This is a genomic window from Saccharopolyspora taberi, from assembly GCF_039534165.1.
In the GTDB taxonomy this organism is placed as follows: Bacteria; Actinomycetota; Actinomycetes; order Mycobacteriales; family Pseudonocardiaceae; genus Saccharopolyspora_D; species Saccharopolyspora_D taberi.
Window position 1 is genome coordinate 187,842 of the sequence record NZ_BAAAUX010000019.1, and the last position, 17,837, is coordinate 205,678.

General features: G+C 68.0%; 14 protein-coding genes and 1 pseudogene. 11 read left to right on the plus strand and 4 right to left on the minus strand.

From position 1 onward, the window contains the following. The first annotated feature begins 55 nt into the window (after nucleotides 1–55). Nucleotides 56–634 carry a TetR/AcrR family transcriptional regulator gene (locus ABD691_RS22660; protein ID WP_344682860.1) on the plus strand — a complete coding sequence of 193 codons (579 nt, stop codon included), beginning with the start codon at nucleotides 56–58 and terminating at the stop codon, nucleotides 632–634. 96 nt (nucleotides 635–730) lie between these two features. Here ABD691_RS22660 and ABD691_RS22665 read toward each other — a convergent pair whose 3' ends face one another. Both ABD691_RS22665 and ABD691_RS22670 read right to left on the minus strand, forming a co-directional pair. Then, the gene (locus tag ABD691_RS22665) at nucleotides 731–1,411 is read right to left on the minus strand and encodes a GntR family transcriptional regulator (protein WP_344682862.1); all 681 of its coding nucleotides are present in this window, start codon (nucleotides 1,409–1,411) and stop codon (nucleotides 731–733) included. Between the two features lie 136 nt (nucleotides 1,412–1,547). Further along, on the minus strand, nucleotides 1,548–2,429 hold the full coding sequence (locus ABD691_RS22670; RefSeq protein ID WP_344682863.1) for a LysR family transcriptional regulator: 882 nt from the start codon (nucleotides 2,427–2,429) through the stop codon (nucleotides 1,548–1,550). A 15-nt stretch (nucleotides 2,430–2,444) separates the two neighbouring features. On the opposite strand from ABD691_RS22670, the gene ABD691_RS22675 reads away from it, so the two are divergent. From ABD691_RS22675 to ABD691_RS22715, 9 genes are all read left to right on the plus strand, one after another. Then, the gene (locus ABD691_RS22675; RefSeq protein WP_344682865.1) at nucleotides 2,445–3,098 is read left to right on the plus strand and encodes a short chain dehydrogenase; all 654 of its coding nucleotides are present in this window, start codon (nucleotides 2,445–2,447) and stop codon (nucleotides 3,096–3,098) included. Between the two features lie 206 nt (nucleotides 3,099–3,304). Continuing rightward, nucleotides 3,305–4,546, plus strand: coding sequence for an FAD-dependent oxidoreductase (locus tag ABD691_RS22680; protein ID WP_344682866.1), 1,242 nt, complete (start codon nucleotides 3,305–3,307; stop codon nucleotides 4,544–4,546). A 77-nt stretch (nucleotides 4,547–4,623) separates the two neighbouring features. Continuing rightward, a complete protein-coding gene (locus ABD691_RS22685) occupies nucleotides 4,624–5,541 on the plus strand; it encodes a dihydrodipicolinate synthase family protein (RefSeq protein ID WP_344682868.1) in 918 nt (305 codons plus the stop codon). Beyond that, entirely contained in the window at nucleotides 5,538–6,629 is a 1,092-nt protein-coding gene (locus ABD691_RS22690) for a proline racemase family protein (RefSeq protein WP_344682870.1), read from the plus strand. Before ABD691_RS22685 ends, ABD691_RS22690 begins: the two co-directional genes overlap by 4 nt. Further along, on the plus strand, nucleotides 6,629–8,134 hold the full coding sequence (locus ABD691_RS22695) for a gamma-aminobutyraldehyde dehydrogenase (protein WP_344682872.1): 1,506 nt from the start codon (nucleotides 6,629–6,631) through the stop codon (nucleotides 8,132–8,134). The genes ABD691_RS22690 and ABD691_RS22695 overlap by 1 nt, the downstream gene beginning before the upstream one ends. 138 nt (nucleotides 8,135–8,272) lie before the next feature. Next, nucleotides 8,273–10,150, plus strand: a complete 1,878-nt coding sequence (locus ABD691_RS22700) for an APC family permease (protein ID WP_344682874.1) — start codon at nucleotides 8,273–8,275, stop codon at nucleotides 10,148–10,150. Nucleotides 10,151–10,535: 385 nt separating this feature from the next. Beyond that, a complete protein-coding gene (locus ABD691_RS22705) occupies nucleotides 10,536–12,269 on the plus strand; it encodes a S8 family serine peptidase (protein WP_344682876.1) in 1,734 nt (577 codons plus the stop codon). A 246-nt stretch (nucleotides 12,270–12,515) separates the two neighbouring features. Next, nucleotides 12,516–12,938, plus strand: a complete 423-nt coding sequence (locus ABD691_RS22710; RefSeq protein WP_344682877.1) for a hypothetical protein — start codon at nucleotides 12,516–12,518, stop codon at nucleotides 12,936–12,938. 47 nt (nucleotides 12,939–12,985) lie between these two features. Further along, nucleotides 12,986–14,275 carry a hypothetical protein gene (locus ABD691_RS22715; protein ID WP_344682878.1) on the plus strand — a complete coding sequence of 430 codons (1,290 nt, stop codon included), beginning with the start codon at nucleotides 12,986–12,988 and terminating at the stop codon, nucleotides 14,273–14,275. A gap of 232 nt (nucleotides 14,276–14,507) precedes the next feature. Here the strand turns inward: ABD691_RS22715 and ABD691_RS22725 are convergent, their stop codons facing one another. Both ABD691_RS22725 and ABD691_RS22730 read right to left on the minus strand, forming a co-directional pair. Then, on the minus strand, nucleotides 14,508–15,857 hold the full coding sequence (locus tag ABD691_RS22725) for an aspartate aminotransferase family protein (protein ID WP_344682880.1): 1,350 nt from the start codon (nucleotides 15,855–15,857) through the stop codon (nucleotides 14,508–14,510). 12 nt (nucleotides 15,858–15,869) lie between these two features. Next, on the minus strand, nucleotides 15,870–17,375 hold the full coding sequence (locus tag ABD691_RS22730; protein ID WP_344682882.1) for a CoA-acylating methylmalonate-semialdehyde dehydrogenase: 1,506 nt from the start codon (nucleotides 17,373–17,375) through the stop codon (nucleotides 15,870–15,872). A 135-nt stretch (nucleotides 17,376–17,510) separates the two neighbouring features. Between ABD691_RS22730 and ABD691_RS22735 the strand changes: the two are divergent. Continuing rightward, nucleotides 17,511–17,834 (plus strand): annotated as a pseudogene (locus tag ABD691_RS22735) (PucR family transcriptional regulator ligand-binding domain-containing protein); the annotation flags it as partial. Between the last annotated feature and the right edge of the window lie 3 nt (nucleotides 17,835–17,837).

Below are 17,837 nucleotides of genomic sequence, written 5' to 3' on the forward strand. Positions count from 1 at the left end.
ATAACTCGGGGGACGGTACTCTATGGCGAGCGTTATAGCCAGCAGAGGAGCGTCGATGGTCAAGCCGGAGCCGGAGTCGCGTCGGCAGCTCGTGGCCGGGGCCGCGGACATGATCCGCCGCCGCGGGATCGGCGCCACCAGCATCCGCGAGGTCGCCAAGCACGCCCAGGCGCCCTTGGGGTCCACGTATCACTACTTCCCGGGCGGGAAGCAGCAGCTGGCCACCGAAGCCGTTCGCTTCGCCGGGGACACCGTTGCCAGGACACTCGACGAGAAACTGCGGGACGGACCGCTCGACGGACTGCGCGCCTTCCTCGCTCTGTGGCGCGAGATCCTCACCGACACTGATTTCCAAGCCGGATGCCCCGTGCTTGCCGTCGCCATCGAGCAACCCGCAGGCGGGGAAAGCTCATCGGTTCACGCGGCGGCTGCCGAGGCGTTCGACGGCTGGCAGTCCCGGCTCGCCGACTCGCTGCGGCAGAACGGCGCCGACGCGGCCGAGCAACTGGCCACCCTCGTCGTCGCCGCGGTCGAAGGCGCCGTGGTCCTGTGCCGAGCGCACCGCAGCACCCAACCGCTCGACCGCGTAGCCGCCCAACTCGACAAGCTCATCAGCGCGAACCTGCCAACCTGACGCCCAGCACGTGAAGCCAGCCGCCCTCCCCCGTCCTGCGGTGGGGCCGGTTCCCGCGTGCGATTCCCTTGGTGAGCCCGAGGAGTCCGGCCGTTGCTAGGCGAGCCGACGGACCACCTCGTCGACGCTGAACTGGATGTGGGCCCGCACCTCGGCGACGATCGCTTCCTCGTCGCCCTCCTCGATCACCCGGATGAGCCTGCGGTGCAGTTCGGCATCCCGTTCGGGGTCGCGCATCGTCGCCTGGTCAAGGCTCAGCGCCCGTTGCACCTGGCCGCCCACCAGCGGCCAGATCTTGCGCAGGGTCGCACTGCCCGACATCTCCCAGATCGTGCGGTGCAGTTCGAAGTGCGTGATATCGGTTTGGACCTCGTCGCCCGATTCGATCGCCGCGAGGTGCCGGTCCAGGGCCGCGCGGACCTCGTCCATCGCCTCGCCCCGCGGCTCCTTGGCCAGCCGCAGAGCCGCCATCGTCTCCAACGACACGCGCACTTCCGCGACGTCGAGCAGTTCCTCGGGGGTCGGCGCCGCCACGTGGACGCCCTTGTGCGGGATCTGCACGAGCGCGCCCTCGTGCACCAACTGCTGCAGCGACTCGCGAAGCGTCGGGCGGCTGACGCCGAGCGACTCCGCCAGCCGAGCTTCCTTGATCCGCTGACCGGCTTTGAGCTCGCCTGCCAGCAGGGCGTGCCGGATCCGCTTGACGACCTCCTCCCGACGGGTGCTCAGCGTCACCGCGCCTCCGCTGATGGTCACCGCGGCGTCGTCAACGCTCATCCGAACCTCCCCTGCCCCAGCCCAGGCGCAGCGCACTCGGCCCTTGCACATTGTCGCACCCAGTACTGCAGCGTGTCAGATTGCCAGACAAAACGGCAGGCGGCCCGCGACACCATCATCAGCGCCCGCGCGATGGTCACGCGCTGCCTCTCCCCACCGGACGAACGGCACCGACCACGCTCCGCACGTGCTCGCGGAAGGACTCGGTCTCAGGGTGCGTGGGGACACGCGGCCAGACCAGATGGACGGTCACGGGGTCCGCGTCGAGCACCGGCACGTACCGGATCCCCGGGTAGGGGTGGCTGTGCTGAGTACCTTCCGCGGTGACGCCGACGGCGTCACCGGTGGCGATCAGGGCGAGCCACTCGTCGACGTTGGCGACCTCGACGGTGCAAGGTCGCCGTTCCGGCGGCCACAGGGACGCCGTCGTGGTGGCGGCGGTGGCGCACAGGGCCACCGGCCGGTCGGCCAGGGAGTCCAGACGCACGGAGTCCGCGTCCGCCAGCGGATCGGTGTCGGCCACAGCTGCCATGCGGCGCTCTTCAAAGAGCACGACCGCGCGGAAATCGCTCTCCTGCGGGGACTGCGTGCGCAGGAACGCGACATCGACCTCGGCCCGGCGCAACGCGGCTTCGGGGTCGTCGCGGCGGAAGATTCGCGCGGGAGAGTCGGGGTGCTCATCGCGCCACTGCTGAAGCAGCGGGACCGTGAAGGCACCGACCGCTGCCCACGCGAAACCGACCCGCAGCGGCCGAGTCCCGGACCTGACTTCCACGAGCGCGTCGTCCAGCTGGTTGAGCAGGCGGCAGGCGTGCTCCCACAGGCGTCGCCCCGCCTCCGTGAGTTCGAGACGCCGGGTGGTGCGCTCGACGAGACGCGTGCCGAGCCTGCCCTCCAGCTGGTCGAGGGTGCGCGACAACGCCGGCTGGGTGACGTGCAAAACCGCCGCCGCGCCGGTGATGGTGCCCTCGCGCCCGATCGCGGCCAGGGCACGCAGGTGCCGCAGCTCCACATTCATAACCGCCGATCATAGATGCGACGCGACAAGCATTTCTGTCGCGCCGAGCGCCGCCATAGCGTCATGGATATGAAGATTCTCTTGATCGGTGCCGCCGGAAGGCTCGGCACAGCGGTCGGCAAGGCGCTGACCGACCGGGGACACCAGGTCCTCGGAGTCACGCGCTCCAGCGGCGAACTGCGGTACGACATCGCCGATCCCGCACAGGTCACCGCGCTCTACGACGCGGCCGGGGACGTCGACGCGGTGGCCAGCGCCGCGGGCGACGTGCCCTACAAGCCCGTCGTCGACATGGCGCCGGAAAACTACGAGTCCGCGTTCCGCGGAAAGGTGCTCAGCCAGATCGAACTGGTGCGCCAGGGCGTCTCGCGCATCGCCGAGCGCGGTTCGTTCACCGTGATCACCGGGGTACTGGGTCGCGATCCGATCCCGACCAGCAGCGCGGCCTCGATGGCCAACGGGGCGGTCGAGGCGTTCGTGCGCGCCGCGGCGATCGAGATCGCGCCGCAGCGCATCAACGCGGTGAGCCCGACGGTTTTCACCGAAAGTCTCGCGAAGTACGGGGATTTCTTCCCCGGCATCCAGCCGGTGGACGTCGCCCAGGTCGCACAGGCCTACGTCCGTTCGATCGAGGGCGGCCAGACAGGCCGGATCTACTCGCTCGGCTAGTGCTCTCGCACCCAGGGGCCCGTCGCACCGCGCGGCGGGCCCCTGGCGCGTTCACGACCTGGTTCCGGCGAGTTCACAGCGGCTTCTTGACGGCTTCACGCGCCCGGCCTTAGTGTTCCAACACACATGCAGATTGTAAGACAATCTGCATTCAAGATCCCTGATCACTGGCGCACCGCCGCGCCGTCTGGAGGTTCACCGCTGCCATGCGGATCATCGTTGCCGGCGCCGGTGTTGTGGGCCTGGCCAGCGCGTACCGGCTGGCCAAGAGCGGCTGCGAGGTGGACCTCGTGGACGCGCGCGGTGCCGGGGCGGCGGCCTCCCACGGCAACGCCGCCAAGATCGCGCTCGCCGAAAGCGGCCCGGTTCCCGCGCCCGGAGTCATCCTGCGGTCACTGCGGTGGATGTTGAAGCCGGACAGCCCGCTGTACGTGAAACCCTCGCTCAGCCCGGGCTTCGTCAGGTTCATGCTCGGCATGGCCCGGCACTGCACCACCCGCGACTTCCGGCGCGGCCTGCGAACCCACCTGCGACTGGCCGAGGGCACGATGGACCTCCTCGACGAGTGGGCCGCCGACGGCATCACCTTCGAAGCGCACAAGGCGGGCGTGCTCCTGGCCTTCGAGACGCGGGAGCGCTACGAGGAGCAACTGGGCTCGCTCGACATCTTCGAGCGCTTCGGCATGGTGCCGCAGCGGCTGCACGGGGAGGCGGTGCAAGCGTTCGAACCCGCGCTGTCCGAGCGGATCCGCCACGGGCTGTTCTTCGCCGACGACCGGCAGGTGGAGCCCGACTCGCTCACCCGCGGTCTGGTCAAGCGCTGCCAGGAACTGGGCGTGCGGATCCACGAGCACACCCCGGTCAGCGGCTTCGTCCGGCACGGCGACGCGGTCACCGGTGTCGTCACCAACCGAGGTGAGCTCAACGGCGACGCGTTGCTGCTGGCTGCCGGGGTGTGGAGCGGAGGTCTCTCCCGGCAGCTGGGCGTGCCGTTGCCCATCCGGCCGGGAAAGGGCTACAGCGTCGACTACTCCCCCGCCCCGATCTCGCTGCGCACATCGCTGACGCTGGAAGACGCACGAGTCGCCGTGACCCCGCTCGACGGGATGCTGCGGCTGGCCGGAACCATGGAGTTCGGCGGTCTGGACGACAAGATCAGCCCGCGCAGGGTCGCGGCGATCAAGCAGGCTGCCGCCGCTGCCTTCCCGGAGTGGGGCGAACCCACCGGGGAAGCCAGCCCCTGGGCCGGGCTGCGGCCCATGACCCCGGACGGGCTGCCCATCATCGGCCGCCTGCACCCCCTGTCCAACGTGTTCGTCGCCTCGGGCCACGGGATGTTGGGACTCACCCTCGCCCCCGCCACCGCCGAGCTGGTCACCGACGCGATCACCCGGCAGCGCTTCCCCGCCATTGCCGAGGACGTGAGTCCCCGCCGCTTCACGCGTTGACACTTCCCGCACATCCGGTCCAACGCCGAAGAACTCATCCGAATCACGCAGGAAATTGAGAACAAGGGAGAGAACCGATGAGCAACACCGGTTTCACCGGCATCCTCGCGGCGGTCGTCACGCCGCTGACCGCCGACGGGTCCGAAGTGGACGCCGACGGTGTCAGGCGGCAGACCGAACACCTCATCTCCGGTGGTGTCCACGGCCTGGTCCCCGGCGGCAGCACCGGTGAGTTCACGACGTTGACCACCGCGGAGCGCAAGCGGGTCACCGAGCTCTACGTCGAAGCCGCGGCCGGGCGCGTCCCGGTCGTCGCCGGTACGGGGGCTTTGAGCACGGCCGAGACCGTGGAGTTGAGCGTGCACGCCGAACAGGCCGGCGCCGCGGCAGTCATGGTGGTGCCGCCGTTCTACGACGCCCCCAACTGGGCCGAACTGGTGGCGCACTACCGAGCGGTGTCCGAGGCGATCAACATCCCGGTGATGTACTACAACATCCCGTCGGCCACCGGTGTCGACCTCAGCGCGGAGCAACTCGCCCGGCTCGCGCAGGAAACCGGGATCTCGTCCTATAAGGACACCGGCGGGGACTTCCCCCGCTTCACCGCGGTCCAGCAGGAGCACGCCGCGGACATCATGGCGATGAACGGCTGGGACACCCTGACCTTCGCCGCGTTCGCCGGCGGTGCGCAGGCCGGGGTCTGGGGCACCGCCAGCGTGATCCCGCAGCTGTGCACCGACTTGTACGACGCGGTCGTCGTTCGTGGCGACCTGACCGCCGGGCAGGAGCTGTGGAGCAGGATCTTCCCGATCTGCCAGTTCCTGGAATCGCACAACTACTCCAGCGCCATCAAGACCGGGCTCGACCTGGTCGGGCAGAGCGCGGGACCGACCAGGCGCCCGGTCCTCCCGCTGGCCGATGAGCACCGCGAGGAGTTCCGCCGGCTGCTCATCGCGGCGGGCGTCTCCGTGGTCGAGGACGACGTGGCAGCATGACCAGCCGAATCCACGCCATCGACGTGCACGCCGAAGGGGAACCCGGGCGGGTGCTCATCGGCAGCCACCTGCACGTCAAGGGCGCCACCATGGCCGAGCGGCTGCGCCACTGCCGCGAAACGCTCGACCCGCTGCGCCGCCTGCTGTTGCGGGAACCACGCGGCTATCCCGGGCTGTGCGGCGTGCTCATCCTGCCGCCTGCCGATCCGGTCGCCGATTTCGGTCTGGTGGTGCTCGAACAGGGCGGCTTCAAACCGATGTCGGGCAGCAACCTCATCTGCGCTGTGACCGCGCTGGTGGAGACCCAGGCGCTGCCGGTGAGCGAACCCGTCACCGAGCTCGTGGTGGACACCGCCGTCGGCCTGGTCTCGGTGCGCGCCGAGGTGGCGGACGGCAAGGTCACCCGCGTCACCTTCGACAACGTGGCCTCCTTCGCCGTGGCCCTCGATCACGTGCTGGAGCTGCCCGAGTACGGCCGGGTGCCGGTCGACATCGTCTTCGGCGGCCAGTTCTTCGTGCAGGCACGGGCGGCAGACCTGGGAATCGAGCTGGACGCCCCGGCCGCCAAGCAGATCACCCGCGCAGGCGCGGTGCTCCGCGCCGCCGCGCAGCAGCAGTTCCCGGTCGTCCACCCGAACAACCCCGACATCGACCAGGTTTCGCTGACCATGATCCACGGTCCTTCGGCGACACCCGGCGTGTCGGGACGCAACGCGGTCGTGCTGCCCAACGGGGAGGTCGACCTCGCCGACCCCGCCACCTGGACGGGATCGCTGGACCGCTCCCCGTGCGGGACCGGGACCAGCGGCCGGATGGCCGCCCTGCACGCTCGCGGCGAGCTGGGCGTGAACGTCCCGTTCGTCCACGAAGGCATCCTCGGCACGACCTTCACCGGCACGCTGCGCGGCACCACGCAGATCGGCGGCTACCAGGCGGTGCTGCCGTCGATCAGCGGCCGTGGCTGGATCACCGGGTTCTCGCAGTTCGTCCTGGACGACAGCGACCCCTTCCCGCAGGGCTACGTGCTCGGGGACCTGTGGGGACAGGCCCGGACCGCAGCCGCCGACCTCATCGAGCTGGAGGGCTGATGACTGAAACATCGACGGATGGCACCGGACAGCAGTACATCGGCGGCAAACGCCGCAGCGGAACCTCCCGGGAACAGGTTTCGGTCATCAACCCGTCGAACGGAGACGTCCTCGCCACCGACACCCTGGCATCGGCCGACGACGTCGACGAGGCGGTGGCCGCCGCCCGTGACGCGTTCACCGGCTGGTCGCGCACCTCCCCCGCCGAGCGCTCCGAAGCGATGCTGCGCTGGGCGGACAATCTCCAGCAGCGTGCGGAGGAACTCGCTGCGGTGGAAAGCAGCAACGGCGGCAAGCCGATCAAGCTCGCCCGGGGCTTCGACATTCCCGGCGTGATCGACAACGTCCGCTTCTTCGCCGGAGCAGCGCGCAATCTGGAAGGCAAGTCCGCCGGTGAGTACTCGCCGGAGCACACCTCCACAATCCGGCGCGAACCGCTGGGAGTGGTGGGGTCGATCGCGCCCTGGAACTACCCGCTGCAGATGGCGGCGTGGAAGGTGCTCCCGGCCGTCGCCGCCGGAAACACCGTGGTGCTCAAGCCTTCGGAGCTGACTCCGCTGACCTCGGTGATGTTCGCCGAGGCAGCCACGGAGGCGGGCATCCCCGACGGCGTCATCAACATCGTCACCGGTACCGGAAGCACCGCGGGCAGTGCGCTCGTCGGGCACCCGGACGTCGCCATGGTGTCCTTCACCGGTTCCACCGCGGTGGGCCGCCAGGTAGCCGCAACGGCCGCCGGTCAGGTCAAACGCGTGCACCTCGAACTCGGCGGCAAGGCACCGTTCGTCGTCTTCGACGACGCCGACCTGGAGGCGGCGGCGCGCGGTGCCGTGGCCGGGGCGCTCATCAACAGCGGCCAGGACTGCACCGCGGCCACCCGCGCCTACGTGCAGCGACCGCGCTACGAGGCATTCGTCGACCGGGTCCGGGAACTCATGGAAGGCGTGCGGCTCGGGCCGGTCGACGACCCGGCCACCGACATGGGCTCGCTGATCTCCCGCCGGCAGCGCGACCGGGTCGCCGGCATGGTCGACCGGGCCCGGCAGGACGGTGCCACCATCGTCTGCGGCGGCTACAACCCCGAGGGCACGCCGGCCGAGGGCGCCTACTACGCCCCGACGCTGATCACCGACGCCGCGCAGGACTCGGAGATCGTCCAGCAGGAGATCTTCGGCCCGGTGCTGGTCTGCCTGCCGTACGACACCGACGACGACGCCATCCGGCTGGCCAACGACACCCCCTACGGGCTGGCCGCCTCAGCCTGGACGGGCAACGTCTTCCGCTCCCAGCGCGCGGGCCGCGACATCCAGGCGGGCTGCGTGTGGATCAACGATCACATCCCGATCATCAGCGAGATGCCGCACGGTGGCTACAAGGCCTCCGGATTCGGCAAGGACATGTCGGCGTACTCGTTCGACGACTACACCAACGTCAAGCACGTCATGTCCGACATCACCGGCGACCAGCAGAAGTCCTGGCACGACCTGGTCTTCACCGGTCGCTGAGCGTGCACCACCACCGGCACGCGCCGCCCGGGTGGGGCGGTCTCCTGGCCGGGAGACCGCCCCCAGGACCCTCGGCCCCGCGGTCCGCCGAAACCTCACGGCAATGAGACCGGACCGCTGAATCCCGTAGGAGGATTCATGAACACCATATCCGAACCACCCGCCGCAGCGGGCAACCCCGACGCGAAGCTCAAGCGCAGCCTCGGCCTCTGGCAGCTCACCCTGCTCGGCGTCAGCACCCAGATCGGATCAGGCTGGCTGTTCGCCGTCCTGTCCTCCGCCTCGGTCGCCGGCCCGGCCGCGATCCTGTCGTGGATCATCGGCGCGATCATGGTCCTGATCGTCTCGCTGCCCTGGATCGAGCTCGGCACCCTGTTCCCCCGCTCCGGCGGCATCGTCCGCTATCCGGCGCTGTCCCACGGGATGCTCACCGGCTGGATCACGGGATGGGGGTACTGGATCGGCACCGTCTGCCTGCCCGCGGTCGAAGCCCAGGCCACCCTGACCTATCTCGGCGGCAGCTTCCCCGAACTGGGACTCGTCCGCGTCGACAGCGGCACGACGGTCCTCGCGTGGCCGAACGGGATCCTCGGCGGAATCGCCATCCTGGCGCTGTTCTTCGTGCTCAACCTCTTCGGCGTGAAGCTGCTCGCCAAGGTCAACACCTGGGTCACCATCTGGAAGATCGTCGTGCCGACGATCACCTTCGTGCTGCTGTTCTTCAGCTTCCGCGCGGGCAACCTCACCATCCGAAGTGGATTTTTCCCGACCGGATCGAGCGGAGTCGTGCACGCGCTGGTCATCGGCGGCATCGCGTTCGCCTACGTCGGATCCCGGCAGATCCTCGACTACGCCGGCGAAGCGCGCAACCCCAGGCGCAACATCCCGCTGGCCATCATCGGTTCCTGCCTCATCCCGATGGTGGTCTACCTCGGCCTGCAGATCGGGTTCCTCGGCGCCCTCGACTGGGGCAGCGCCGGCGTGGCACCCGGCGACTGGTCCGCGCTGGAAAGCAGCAGCTGGGCCTCGGCCCCGTTGTTCCAGGCGCTGGGAGCAGCAGGTTTCGGTGCCTTCGCGACCGTCCTGCTCATCGACGCCGCGGTTTCCCCCGCGGGCAACGGATGGGTCACCTTCGGCGGCGCGGCTCGGTCCTCCTTCGCCTTCGGCGTCGACGGCTACGCCCCCAGAACCCTGGCCAAGGTCAACAAGTTCGGCGTTCCCTGGGTGTCGCTGGTCCTCGCGCTGGTCGTCAGCGCGCTGTTCATGCTGCCGTTCCCGAGCTGGTACCAGCTGGTTTCGGTCGTGTCGGCGGCGCTGGTCCTGAGCTACCTGATGGGCAGTCCGATCGCGCACGTCCTGCGCCGCACGGCACCGCACGCCCCGCGCACCTGGCGCCTGCCTGCCTTGGGGTTCTGGGCGCCCGCCGGCTACGTCGCCGGACTGTTCATCATCTACGCGACGGGCTTCACCGCACTGGTCCAGCTGCTGGTCATCACCTTCGCCGGGCTCGTCGTCTACGGCGCCTACACGTCGGTCCGCACAGGCTGGACTCCCCGCGTCGCGGGCTGGGTGCTCTCCGCCCTGTTCCTCGCGGCATGGGTCTTCATCAACGCCCGCGGTGGCTGGTTCATGAACACCACCGAGACCCAGCGCCCCGGAAGCTGGGACTTCCCCTGGTACATCGCAGCGATGGCGGTGAGCCTGGCCCTGTACCTCGCGGCGCTGAGGGTGTTCAGCACCCGCGAGGGCCGCAAGCACCTGGACTCCGGGATCTGGTTGATCACCACGCTTCTCACGGTCCTGACGCTTTCCTACTACGGCGAGTTCGGCCCACTGGCCGCACCGGCGCTGCCGGAGCCCTACGACCTGGGCGCCATCGTCGTAGTCGCGCTGACCGGCTACTGGTGGGCGATCCGCAGTGGGTTTCGCACCGGACAACTCGACCACGCCCTGAACGACGACTCCGTCCACAGTGGTGAGGTGCCAACGGGGCAGGGAGCCGCGAATCCGGTGTAGCACGACGGGTTTCCGCATCCGATCCACGTTCGCCTCCCGAGCCGGCAAGCTCGGGAGGCGAACCGCGTTGCGAAGACCGGCAGCTAGGGCTGAGAGTGTGTAGGCATAAGTTGACTGATAAGCAGTGGCGGGTCATCGAGCCGCTGTTGCCGTTTCGGGCTCGAAAGGGCGTCCGAGAAACGATGACCGCCGGATGATCAATGGGATGCTGTTCATCGGGCTTTTTGGGTCCGTCGAAGTGAAGTATCGATTGGCTCGTCGCCCGCTGCCCGGGCGTTACTGCCCACCGTCCGAGTGGTATCCGAACCATGACCGGGCGTGCTGTTCTGGCGTCGGTCAGGGTGGACGGTGAAGCCGAACGTTCGCTGGTTTCTTGGGGGATTCCGTGGAGTATGGGAAGATTTCGCCGACGCTGGCCCGAGCCTATGACACCTACCTGGAGTCCGGGTGGGAGGGACTGTCGGCTCACGTCGACAGGCATGAGCTCGCCGGAGTCGTCGCGCCGTCCGACGAAACGCAACCGGCTCACGTTGTGGTGAACCTGCTGTGCAGCCCGGACGCCGACCTCAGCGGTCTCGCCGACGCTGGTGTCAGCATCAACGAGGGCGGCCGGCGCGTGCGCACCGCGACCGTGCCGTTGCCCGCTCTGGAGCAGCTCGCCGAGCACCCGGGCGTGGAGTGGATCGGCGAGGACGAGCACGTCGAGCTGCACCTGGACGTCGCTGCGGAGAAAGTCGGCCTGGGCAAGTACCGGACGCGCGCGGGCACCAGCGGGAAGGGAGTGATCATCGGGATCGTCGACACCGGGATCGACTCCACCCACGCCGACTTCACCGGCCGGGTGCAGCGGATCTGGGACCAGACGGTCACCGGCACCGGTGTCCCCGAAGGGGCGTACGGGAAGGAATACACCGGTGCCGATGTGCAAACGTCGCAGGACACCAACGGCCACGGCACGATGGTGGCCGGCGTCGCCGCCGGTGCGGGATCGGTCTACCGCGGGGTCGCTCCCGAAGCGGACCTGGTAGTGGTCAAGTCGAAGCGCAAGACATCGGATGTCATCAACGGGATCCGCTACCTCGCCCGCGTCGCTCGGGAAGCCAAGAAGCCGCTGGTGATCAACCTGAGCCTCGGCTGCGGGCAGGACCCTCACGACGGTACAGACGCGTTGTCGAGGGCAGTGGACGAGATCTCGGGGCCCGGTGTGGTCGTGTGCTGTTCTGCGGGGAACGAGGGGTCGAGCCCGATCCGGGCAGAGGCCGAGGTCGGGCGCGGCGAAACGACGATCCCGTGCAACTACGGCTTCTACGAGAAGTACGGCGCCTTCGGCGTCTACGGGTGGTATTCGGGCAAGGTTCAGATCGAGATCGCGTTCCAAGCGCCGAGCGGAGCGCGGACCCCGTGGCAAAGCGTGATCACCTCGGGAAAGCCCTACACCAGCCACAAGCTGGACAACTGGGATGTCGTCCTCTACCACATGGTGGACCCGCGCAACCGGTGCCACTACATCGGTGTCTCGGCCACTCCGCCGCAGAACGCCGGGAAGACGAGATCCTTCTGGAAGCTGGTGTTGCGCGGCAAGAACTTCGGCATGGCCACGACGAGCCATGTCGACGTGTGGTGCACCGGAGACGTCTATCTGGCGGGCCCCGGTGCCCGCACCACGATGACCATCGCCGCTCCCGGCGCCGCCTACGAGGCGATCACCGTGGGCGCCTACATGTCGCGCAAGAAGTGGACCGACCTCAACGAGCTGGACTGGCAGCACAGCGACTACACCGAGGACGCGATGGCGCCGTTCAGCAGCCGGGGCCCGCTGCGCAACGGCAACGCGAAACCGAACGTGGCGGCTCCGGGTGCGGTGATCGTGACGTGCCTGTCCAGCAAGATCACGCAGAAGCCCGACAGCGAGGACACGCCCGACTCCACCCACGTCGTCGGCAGGGGCACAAGCATGTCCGCCCCGTTCATGGCCGGTGTCGTGGCCCTGCTGCTGCAGAAGGAACCCACGCTCGACCGCGACAAGATTCTCGAAAAGCTCTCCGTCCGACCGGAAAGCGACACCAAGCACGACCAGAACGTCTGGGGCCGCGGACTGATCGACCTCGACCCGATGTGAGGTCAGCCGGGGCTGCGCCCGCCGACGTGTGGACATTGCCGCTGTTCCACCTCGCCCGCGACGCTGCTGTCTGCCTCCTCGGGGCGGCGACTCTCGGTAAATGGCCGTCGTCCGATCCGGTTTCGGGGCGCGTACGGACTTGTGACCTTCGGGCGTGGCACCTGCACTGGGTGTGAGCTCGCGGGAGACCGCGCATGGAGGAACTGTTCGAGGGGGGAAACGATGACGGAACCGGAAAATGCAAGGATGGGCGACGAGTCGGTCCTGGCGGGACAGGGGATTACTCACATAGCGTTCTTCCCGGACGACAGTGACATCGAAGGATACACAAAAATCAAGACGAACATCAACAGCAAGGGCACCGCACGTTACCTCGGCTACACAAGAGCAGCCAATAAACCCTCGATCGTCAACCTCGTTTTTTACCTGAAATGGAAGGAAGATCCGGGCGCCTATCTCTTCTACAAGCAAGATCTCAATGAGGGAGCCGGGCCGATTCCCCTCTACCTCGCCACCACCACTAATTCGACCGAGGGCAACAATGCCATCACCGATCTGGCCGTGGTCAAGGCGTCTGAAGCGGCCCCGCCGGGGTTCAAGAAGATCGAGTTGAACCTCAACATCGGTGTACAAGGTGGCGAGAACCTCAACCTCGCTTACAAGTCGTGAGGAGTACTCGGCTCGGGAGGGACGACATGGGTACGGTCGCTCACCATGTGAGCACAGTGGACGAAAGACGGATCGAAGGCGAGGAGGAGGCGCTTTTAGCTTCAGCTTCGGCTGGCGAGGGTTTTCTCGACGCTTGGGGAGACAACGGGGAAAAGCAGGGCTCGGTGCCGGATCGGTTGAAGGGCGTGAAGGTCGCCGCCATCAGCGCGGGCGGCTACCACAACCTCGTGATCAAGCCGGACGGCACCCTTGACGCCTGGGGTTCCGACGGCAGCGGGCAAAGCACGGTGCCGCCCAGGCTGAAGAAAGTGAAAATCGCCGCCGTCTCTGCGGGTCGCTACCACAATCTTGTGATCAAGTCGGACGGTACGCTCGATGCCTGGGGTTACAACAAAGATGGGCAGGGCGCTGTGCCGGACAGGTTGAAGGGCCAGAAAATCCTCGCGATCAGCGCTTACGGCAACCACAACATGGTGATCAAGCAGGACGGCCTCCTCGATGCCTGGGGTGAGAACAACTGCGGGGAGGGCAAGGTGCCGCCGGAGCACGAGAACACGAAAGCCATTGCCGTCAGCGCGGGTGGTTTGCGGAACTTGATGATCAAGCAGAGCGGCCACCTTGACGCCTGGTGGTACGACACCTGCGCGTCCGGGGTGTCGGATGAGGATGAGGGTCAGTCCTGGGTGCCGAAACGGCTGAAGGACACGAAAGTCACTGCCATCAGTGCGGGGTGGGACCCCAACATGGTGCTCAAGGCGGACGGTGTCCTCGACGCCTGGAGCTACGAAGGAAGCGACAAGACGCCGAATGACCTGAAGAAAGTGAAAATCATGGCCGTCAGTGCTGGTTACGGTCACAACGTGGTGATCAAGCAGGACGGTACCCTTGACGCCTGGGGTGCCGACGACAAAGGGCAAAGCACGGTGCCGCCCAGGCTGAAGAGCGCGAAAGTCGCCTTCGTCAGTGCCGGCGGTAAGCACAACCTGCTGCTCGTTCCTGGATTGTCGAACGGTGCGATCAGCTTGATGAACCCCGCGGCCAGTGGCCAGACCGTCGGGCGCTACACCAACTTCCCGCACGCTTTTGATGTGCGTGTCCAGGTCGACGGCAAACCGGTCAAAGATCTTGGGATCACCTTCACCGTCGAGGGCAGCAGCGGATCGGCTTTTCTGGCCGGTGGCACGGTGTACGGCGCGGCGACCGACAAGGACGGCATCGCCACGGCCTCGCCGCTGCGGACAGGTCCGACCAGTGGCAACTTCACCGTCAGCGTCACCGCGCCCACTCGACAGGAGCTGGGCACTCTGCAGATTCCACTCACCATCGCCTCTGCCTGACAACGGTTTCACGACGGCGTGTTTGCCGAAAGCCTTGGCATCCCGGTCCGGGCAGACCACGCACCTGCCCGGACCGGGTCCTTGCCGCCCTAGAAGCGCCGCAACGTGGCCGAACGCTGCTTCGGCCGCCTCACACAATTCCGCGCGATCGCCACTCCATACGACAAGACCGCCTTGTCCTACCAAGCCATGATCGACCTGGCCACCCACACCTCAGGCTTTCAAGACACCTCTAGACCGCCCCTTCGGCGATCAGATCATCGACCCGGCCGAGGACCTTGTCGAGGAGGTCCAGGCCCTCCCGTGTCTCCGCCGGAGTGATCGTGCAGGGCGGCACGACGTGGATCCGGTTGGAGTTGGCGAACGGGAGCAGGCCGAGGGACTTCGCGGTGCTCACCGCATCGCTCATGATCGCGCTGCCACCACCGGTCGGCGCGACGGGGGTGCGAGCATCCCGGTCGCTGACCAGCTCGATGGCCCAGAAGACGCCGAGCCCGCGCACCTCGCCCACGCTGGGATGGCGCTCGGCGAGCCGGGACAGCCCTGGAGCGATGACCTCCGTGCCGATGCTTCGAGCGTTGTCGATGACCCCGTCGCGGTCCATGACGTTGATCGCCGCCACCGCCGCCGCGCAGGCCAGCGGGTGTCCGGAGTAGGTGAGCCCGCCCGGGTACGGCCGGTGTGCGAAGTGGTCGCAGATGCGCTCTCCGAGCAGCACGCCGCCCAGCGGGACGTAGCCGGAGTTGACGCCCTTGGCGAAGGTCAGCAGGTCCGGCACGATGCCGTCGGTCGCGGAGTGGAACCAGGCGCCGGTGCGGCCGAACCCGGTCATCACCTCGTCGATGATCAGCACGATGCCGTGCCGGTCGCACAGCTCCCGCACGCCGGCGAGGTAGCCCGGCGGGGGAACCATGATCCCGGCCGTTCCGGGGATCGCCTCCAGCAGGATCGCCGCGATGGTCTGCGGCCCTTCCAGCTCGACGACCTGTTCCAGGTGCGCCAGCGCCCGCTCGCACTCCTCGGCCTCGGTCCGGGCGTGGAAGCGGCTGCGGTACAGGTACGGCCCGAAGAAGTGGACCACCCCGGCATCCCCGGCGTCGTTCGGGAAACGCCGGGGATCCCCGGTCAGGTTGATGGCCGTCTGCGTTCCGCCGTGGTACGAGCGGTACCGGCTCAGGACCTTCGGGCGGCCCGTGGCCAGGCGCGCCATGCGCACCGCGTGCTCGTTGGCGTCAGCGCCACCGTTGGTGAAAAAGACCCGGTCGAGATCACCCGGGGCGCGTTCGGCGATCAGCCGCGCCGCTTCGGACCGCACGTCGTTGGCGTACTGCGGGGCGATCGTGGCCAGCTTGCGGGCCTGCTCCGCGATGGCCGCCACGACTTCGGGATGCTGGTGGCCGATGTTGGTGTTCACCAGCTGCGAGGAGAAGTCGAGCAGCCGGTTCCCCTCGCCGTCCCAGACGTAGGACCCCTCAGCACGCGTGATGACCATGGGATCCAGGCCGGCCTGGGCGGACCAGGAATGGAAGACGTGGCGCCGGTCCAGTTCGTAGGTCCTGGCCGCATCGTCGATGAGAGTCATCCGTGGTCCTCCTTACGCGGTCTGCGGGAAGCCGAGGTTCAGGCCGCCGTGGCTGGGGTTGAGCCAGCGGGAGGTGACGACCTTGCCGCGGGTGAAGAAGTGCACGCCCTCGGTGCCGTGGGCGTGGGTGTCACCGAACAGCGAGCTCTTCCAGCCGCCGAAGCTGTAGTAGGCCATCGGGACCGGGATCGGCACGTTGATGCCGACCATGCCGACCTCCACCTCGTTGTGGAAGCGGCGCGCGGCGCCTCCGTCGTTGGTGAAGATCGCCGTGCCGTTGCCGTACGGGTTGGAGTTGATCAGCGACAGGGCTTCGTCGTAGGTCTCGACGCGCACGACCGAGAGCACCGGGCCGAAGATCTCGTCGGTGTAGCAGCTCATCCCGGTGCCGACGTGGTCGAGCAGGGTCGGGCCGAGCCAGAACCCGTCCTCGCCGCCGTCGGCCCGCACCTGCCTGCCGTCGACGACGATCTTCGCGCCGTCCCGCTCGGCAGCGTCCACGTAGGACGCGACCCGGTCCCGGTGCGCCGCGGTCACCAGCGGCCCCATGTCGCAGCCGCGCGTGCCGTCACCGGTCTTGATGGACCCGGCTCGCTCGGCGATCTTGGCGACCAGCTCGTCGGCGACACCGCCGACCGCGACGACCGCGGAGATGGCCATGCAGCGCTCTCCGGCGGAGCCGAATCCGGCGTTGACCATCGCGTCCGCGGCGAGGTCGAGGTCGGCGTCGGGCAGGATGACGGCGTGGTTCTTGGCCCCGCCGAGAGCCTGGACGCGTTTGCCGTTCGCGGTGCCGGTGGCGTAGACGTGGCGAGCGATCGGCGTGGAGCCGACGAAGCTGATCGCCTTGACCGCCTCGTGCGACAGGAGTTCGTCGACGGCGAGCTTGTCGCCCTGCAGCACGTTGAACACGCCGTCCGGAAGACCGGCCTCGGCCCAGAGCTCGGCCAGCCACAACGCGGCCGACGGGTCCTTCTCGCTCGGCTTCAGCACCACCGCGTTGCCCGCCGCGATCGCGATCGGGAAGAACCACATCGGCACCATCGCCGGGAAGTTGAACGGCGAGATGATGCCCACCACCCCGAGCGGCTGCCGCACGGAGAAGGAATCCACCTCGGTGGAGGCGTTCTCGGTGAACCCGCCCTTGACCAGATGAGGCAGGCCGCAGGCGAACTCCACGACCTCCTGGCCGCGGGTGACCTCGCCCAGCGCATCGGACAGGACCTTGCCGTGCTCGCTGGTGATGATCGCGGCGAGCTCCTCCTTGCGCTCGTTGAGCAGCTCGCGGAACCGGAAGACGATCGCGGTCCGCTTCGCCAGCGACGTGTCCCGCCAGGCCGGGAACGCGGCCGCGGCGGCCTCGATCACGGCTTGCGCGTCCGCGGTGTCGGCCAACACCACCTCCCGCGTCACCTCGCCGGTCGCGGGATTGGTCACCGGGGCCGTGGCCCCGCTCGAACCGTGGAACGGCTTGTTGTTCACCCAGTGCACGATCTGCGACTGACCGGTGTTCGCCACTGCTTCTTCCCTCGCTCGAGATCTCCAGGCGTGGATCGCCGATGCCTGCGGCTTTCGGCTTGACCCCTGGGACGTTGCCAGCTCCAGGGCCGACATGATGGAAAGAATCAGGCGGATCAATTTACAATTCGTCATATGGTCCCGACTGTTCGCGATGTGCTCGCCCTACCGGTCGTCGCGGCCGGGCGCCCGCGGGTCGTCGCAGGCCACGCCCTTCTCGATCGCCCGGTGCGGTGGGTGCACATCAGCGAGTCCACCGACCTCACCGACCTGCTGGAAGGCGGCGAACTGGTCTTGAGCACCGGGCTACCGCTCTCCGGCAGCCCCGCGGCCGTCTCGGACTACCTCGCCATGCTCGGCGCCCAGCAGGTCGCCGGACTCGTCGTCGAACTCGGCACGCACCTGCGCGAGGTCCCCGCCGGCCTCGAAGCGGTCGCCGAGACGGCCGGGGTTCCCGTCGTC

Bases quoted from the DNA above. Each gene is read 5' to 3' on its own strand.
- ABD691_RS22660 (WP_344682860.1), top strand. From the start codon at position 56: ATGGTCAAGCCGGAGCCGGAGTCGCGTCGGCAGCTCGTGGCCGGGGCC.
- ABD691_RS22665 (WP_344682862.1), bottom strand. From the start codon at position 1,411: ATGAGCGTTGACGACGCCGCGGTGACCATCAGCGGAGGCGCGGTGACG.
- ABD691_RS22670 (WP_344682863.1), bottom strand. From the start codon at position 2,429: ATGAATGTGGAGCTGCGGCACCTGCGTGCCCTGGCCGCGATCGGGCGC.
- ABD691_RS22675 (WP_344682865.1), top strand. From the start codon at position 2,445: ATGCGACGCGACAAGCATTTCTGTCGCGCCGAGCGCCGCCATAGCGTC.
- ABD691_RS22680 (WP_344682866.1), top strand. From the start codon at position 3,305: ATGCGGATCATCGTTGCCGGCGCCGGTGTTGTGGGCCTGGCCAGCGCG.
- ABD691_RS22685 (WP_344682868.1), top strand. From the start codon at position 4,624: ATGAGCAACACCGGTTTCACCGGCATCCTCGCGGCGGTCGTCACGCCG.
- ABD691_RS22690 (WP_344682870.1), top strand. From the start codon at position 5,538: ATGACCAGCCGAATCCACGCCATCGACGTGCACGCCGAAGGGGAACCC.
- ABD691_RS22695 (WP_344682872.1), top strand. From the start codon at position 6,629: ATGACTGAAACATCGACGGATGGCACCGGACAGCAGTACATCGGCGGC.
- ABD691_RS22700 (WP_344682874.1), top strand. From the start codon at position 8,273: ATGAACACCATATCCGAACCACCCGCCGCAGCGGGCAACCCCGACGCG.
- ABD691_RS22710 (WP_344682877.1), top strand. From the start codon at position 12,516: ATGGGCGACGAGTCGGTCCTGGCGGGACAGGGGATTACTCACATAGCG.
- ABD691_RS22725 (WP_344682880.1), bottom strand. From the start codon at position 15,857: ATGACTCTCATCGACGATGCGGCCAGGACCTACGAACTGGACCGGCGC.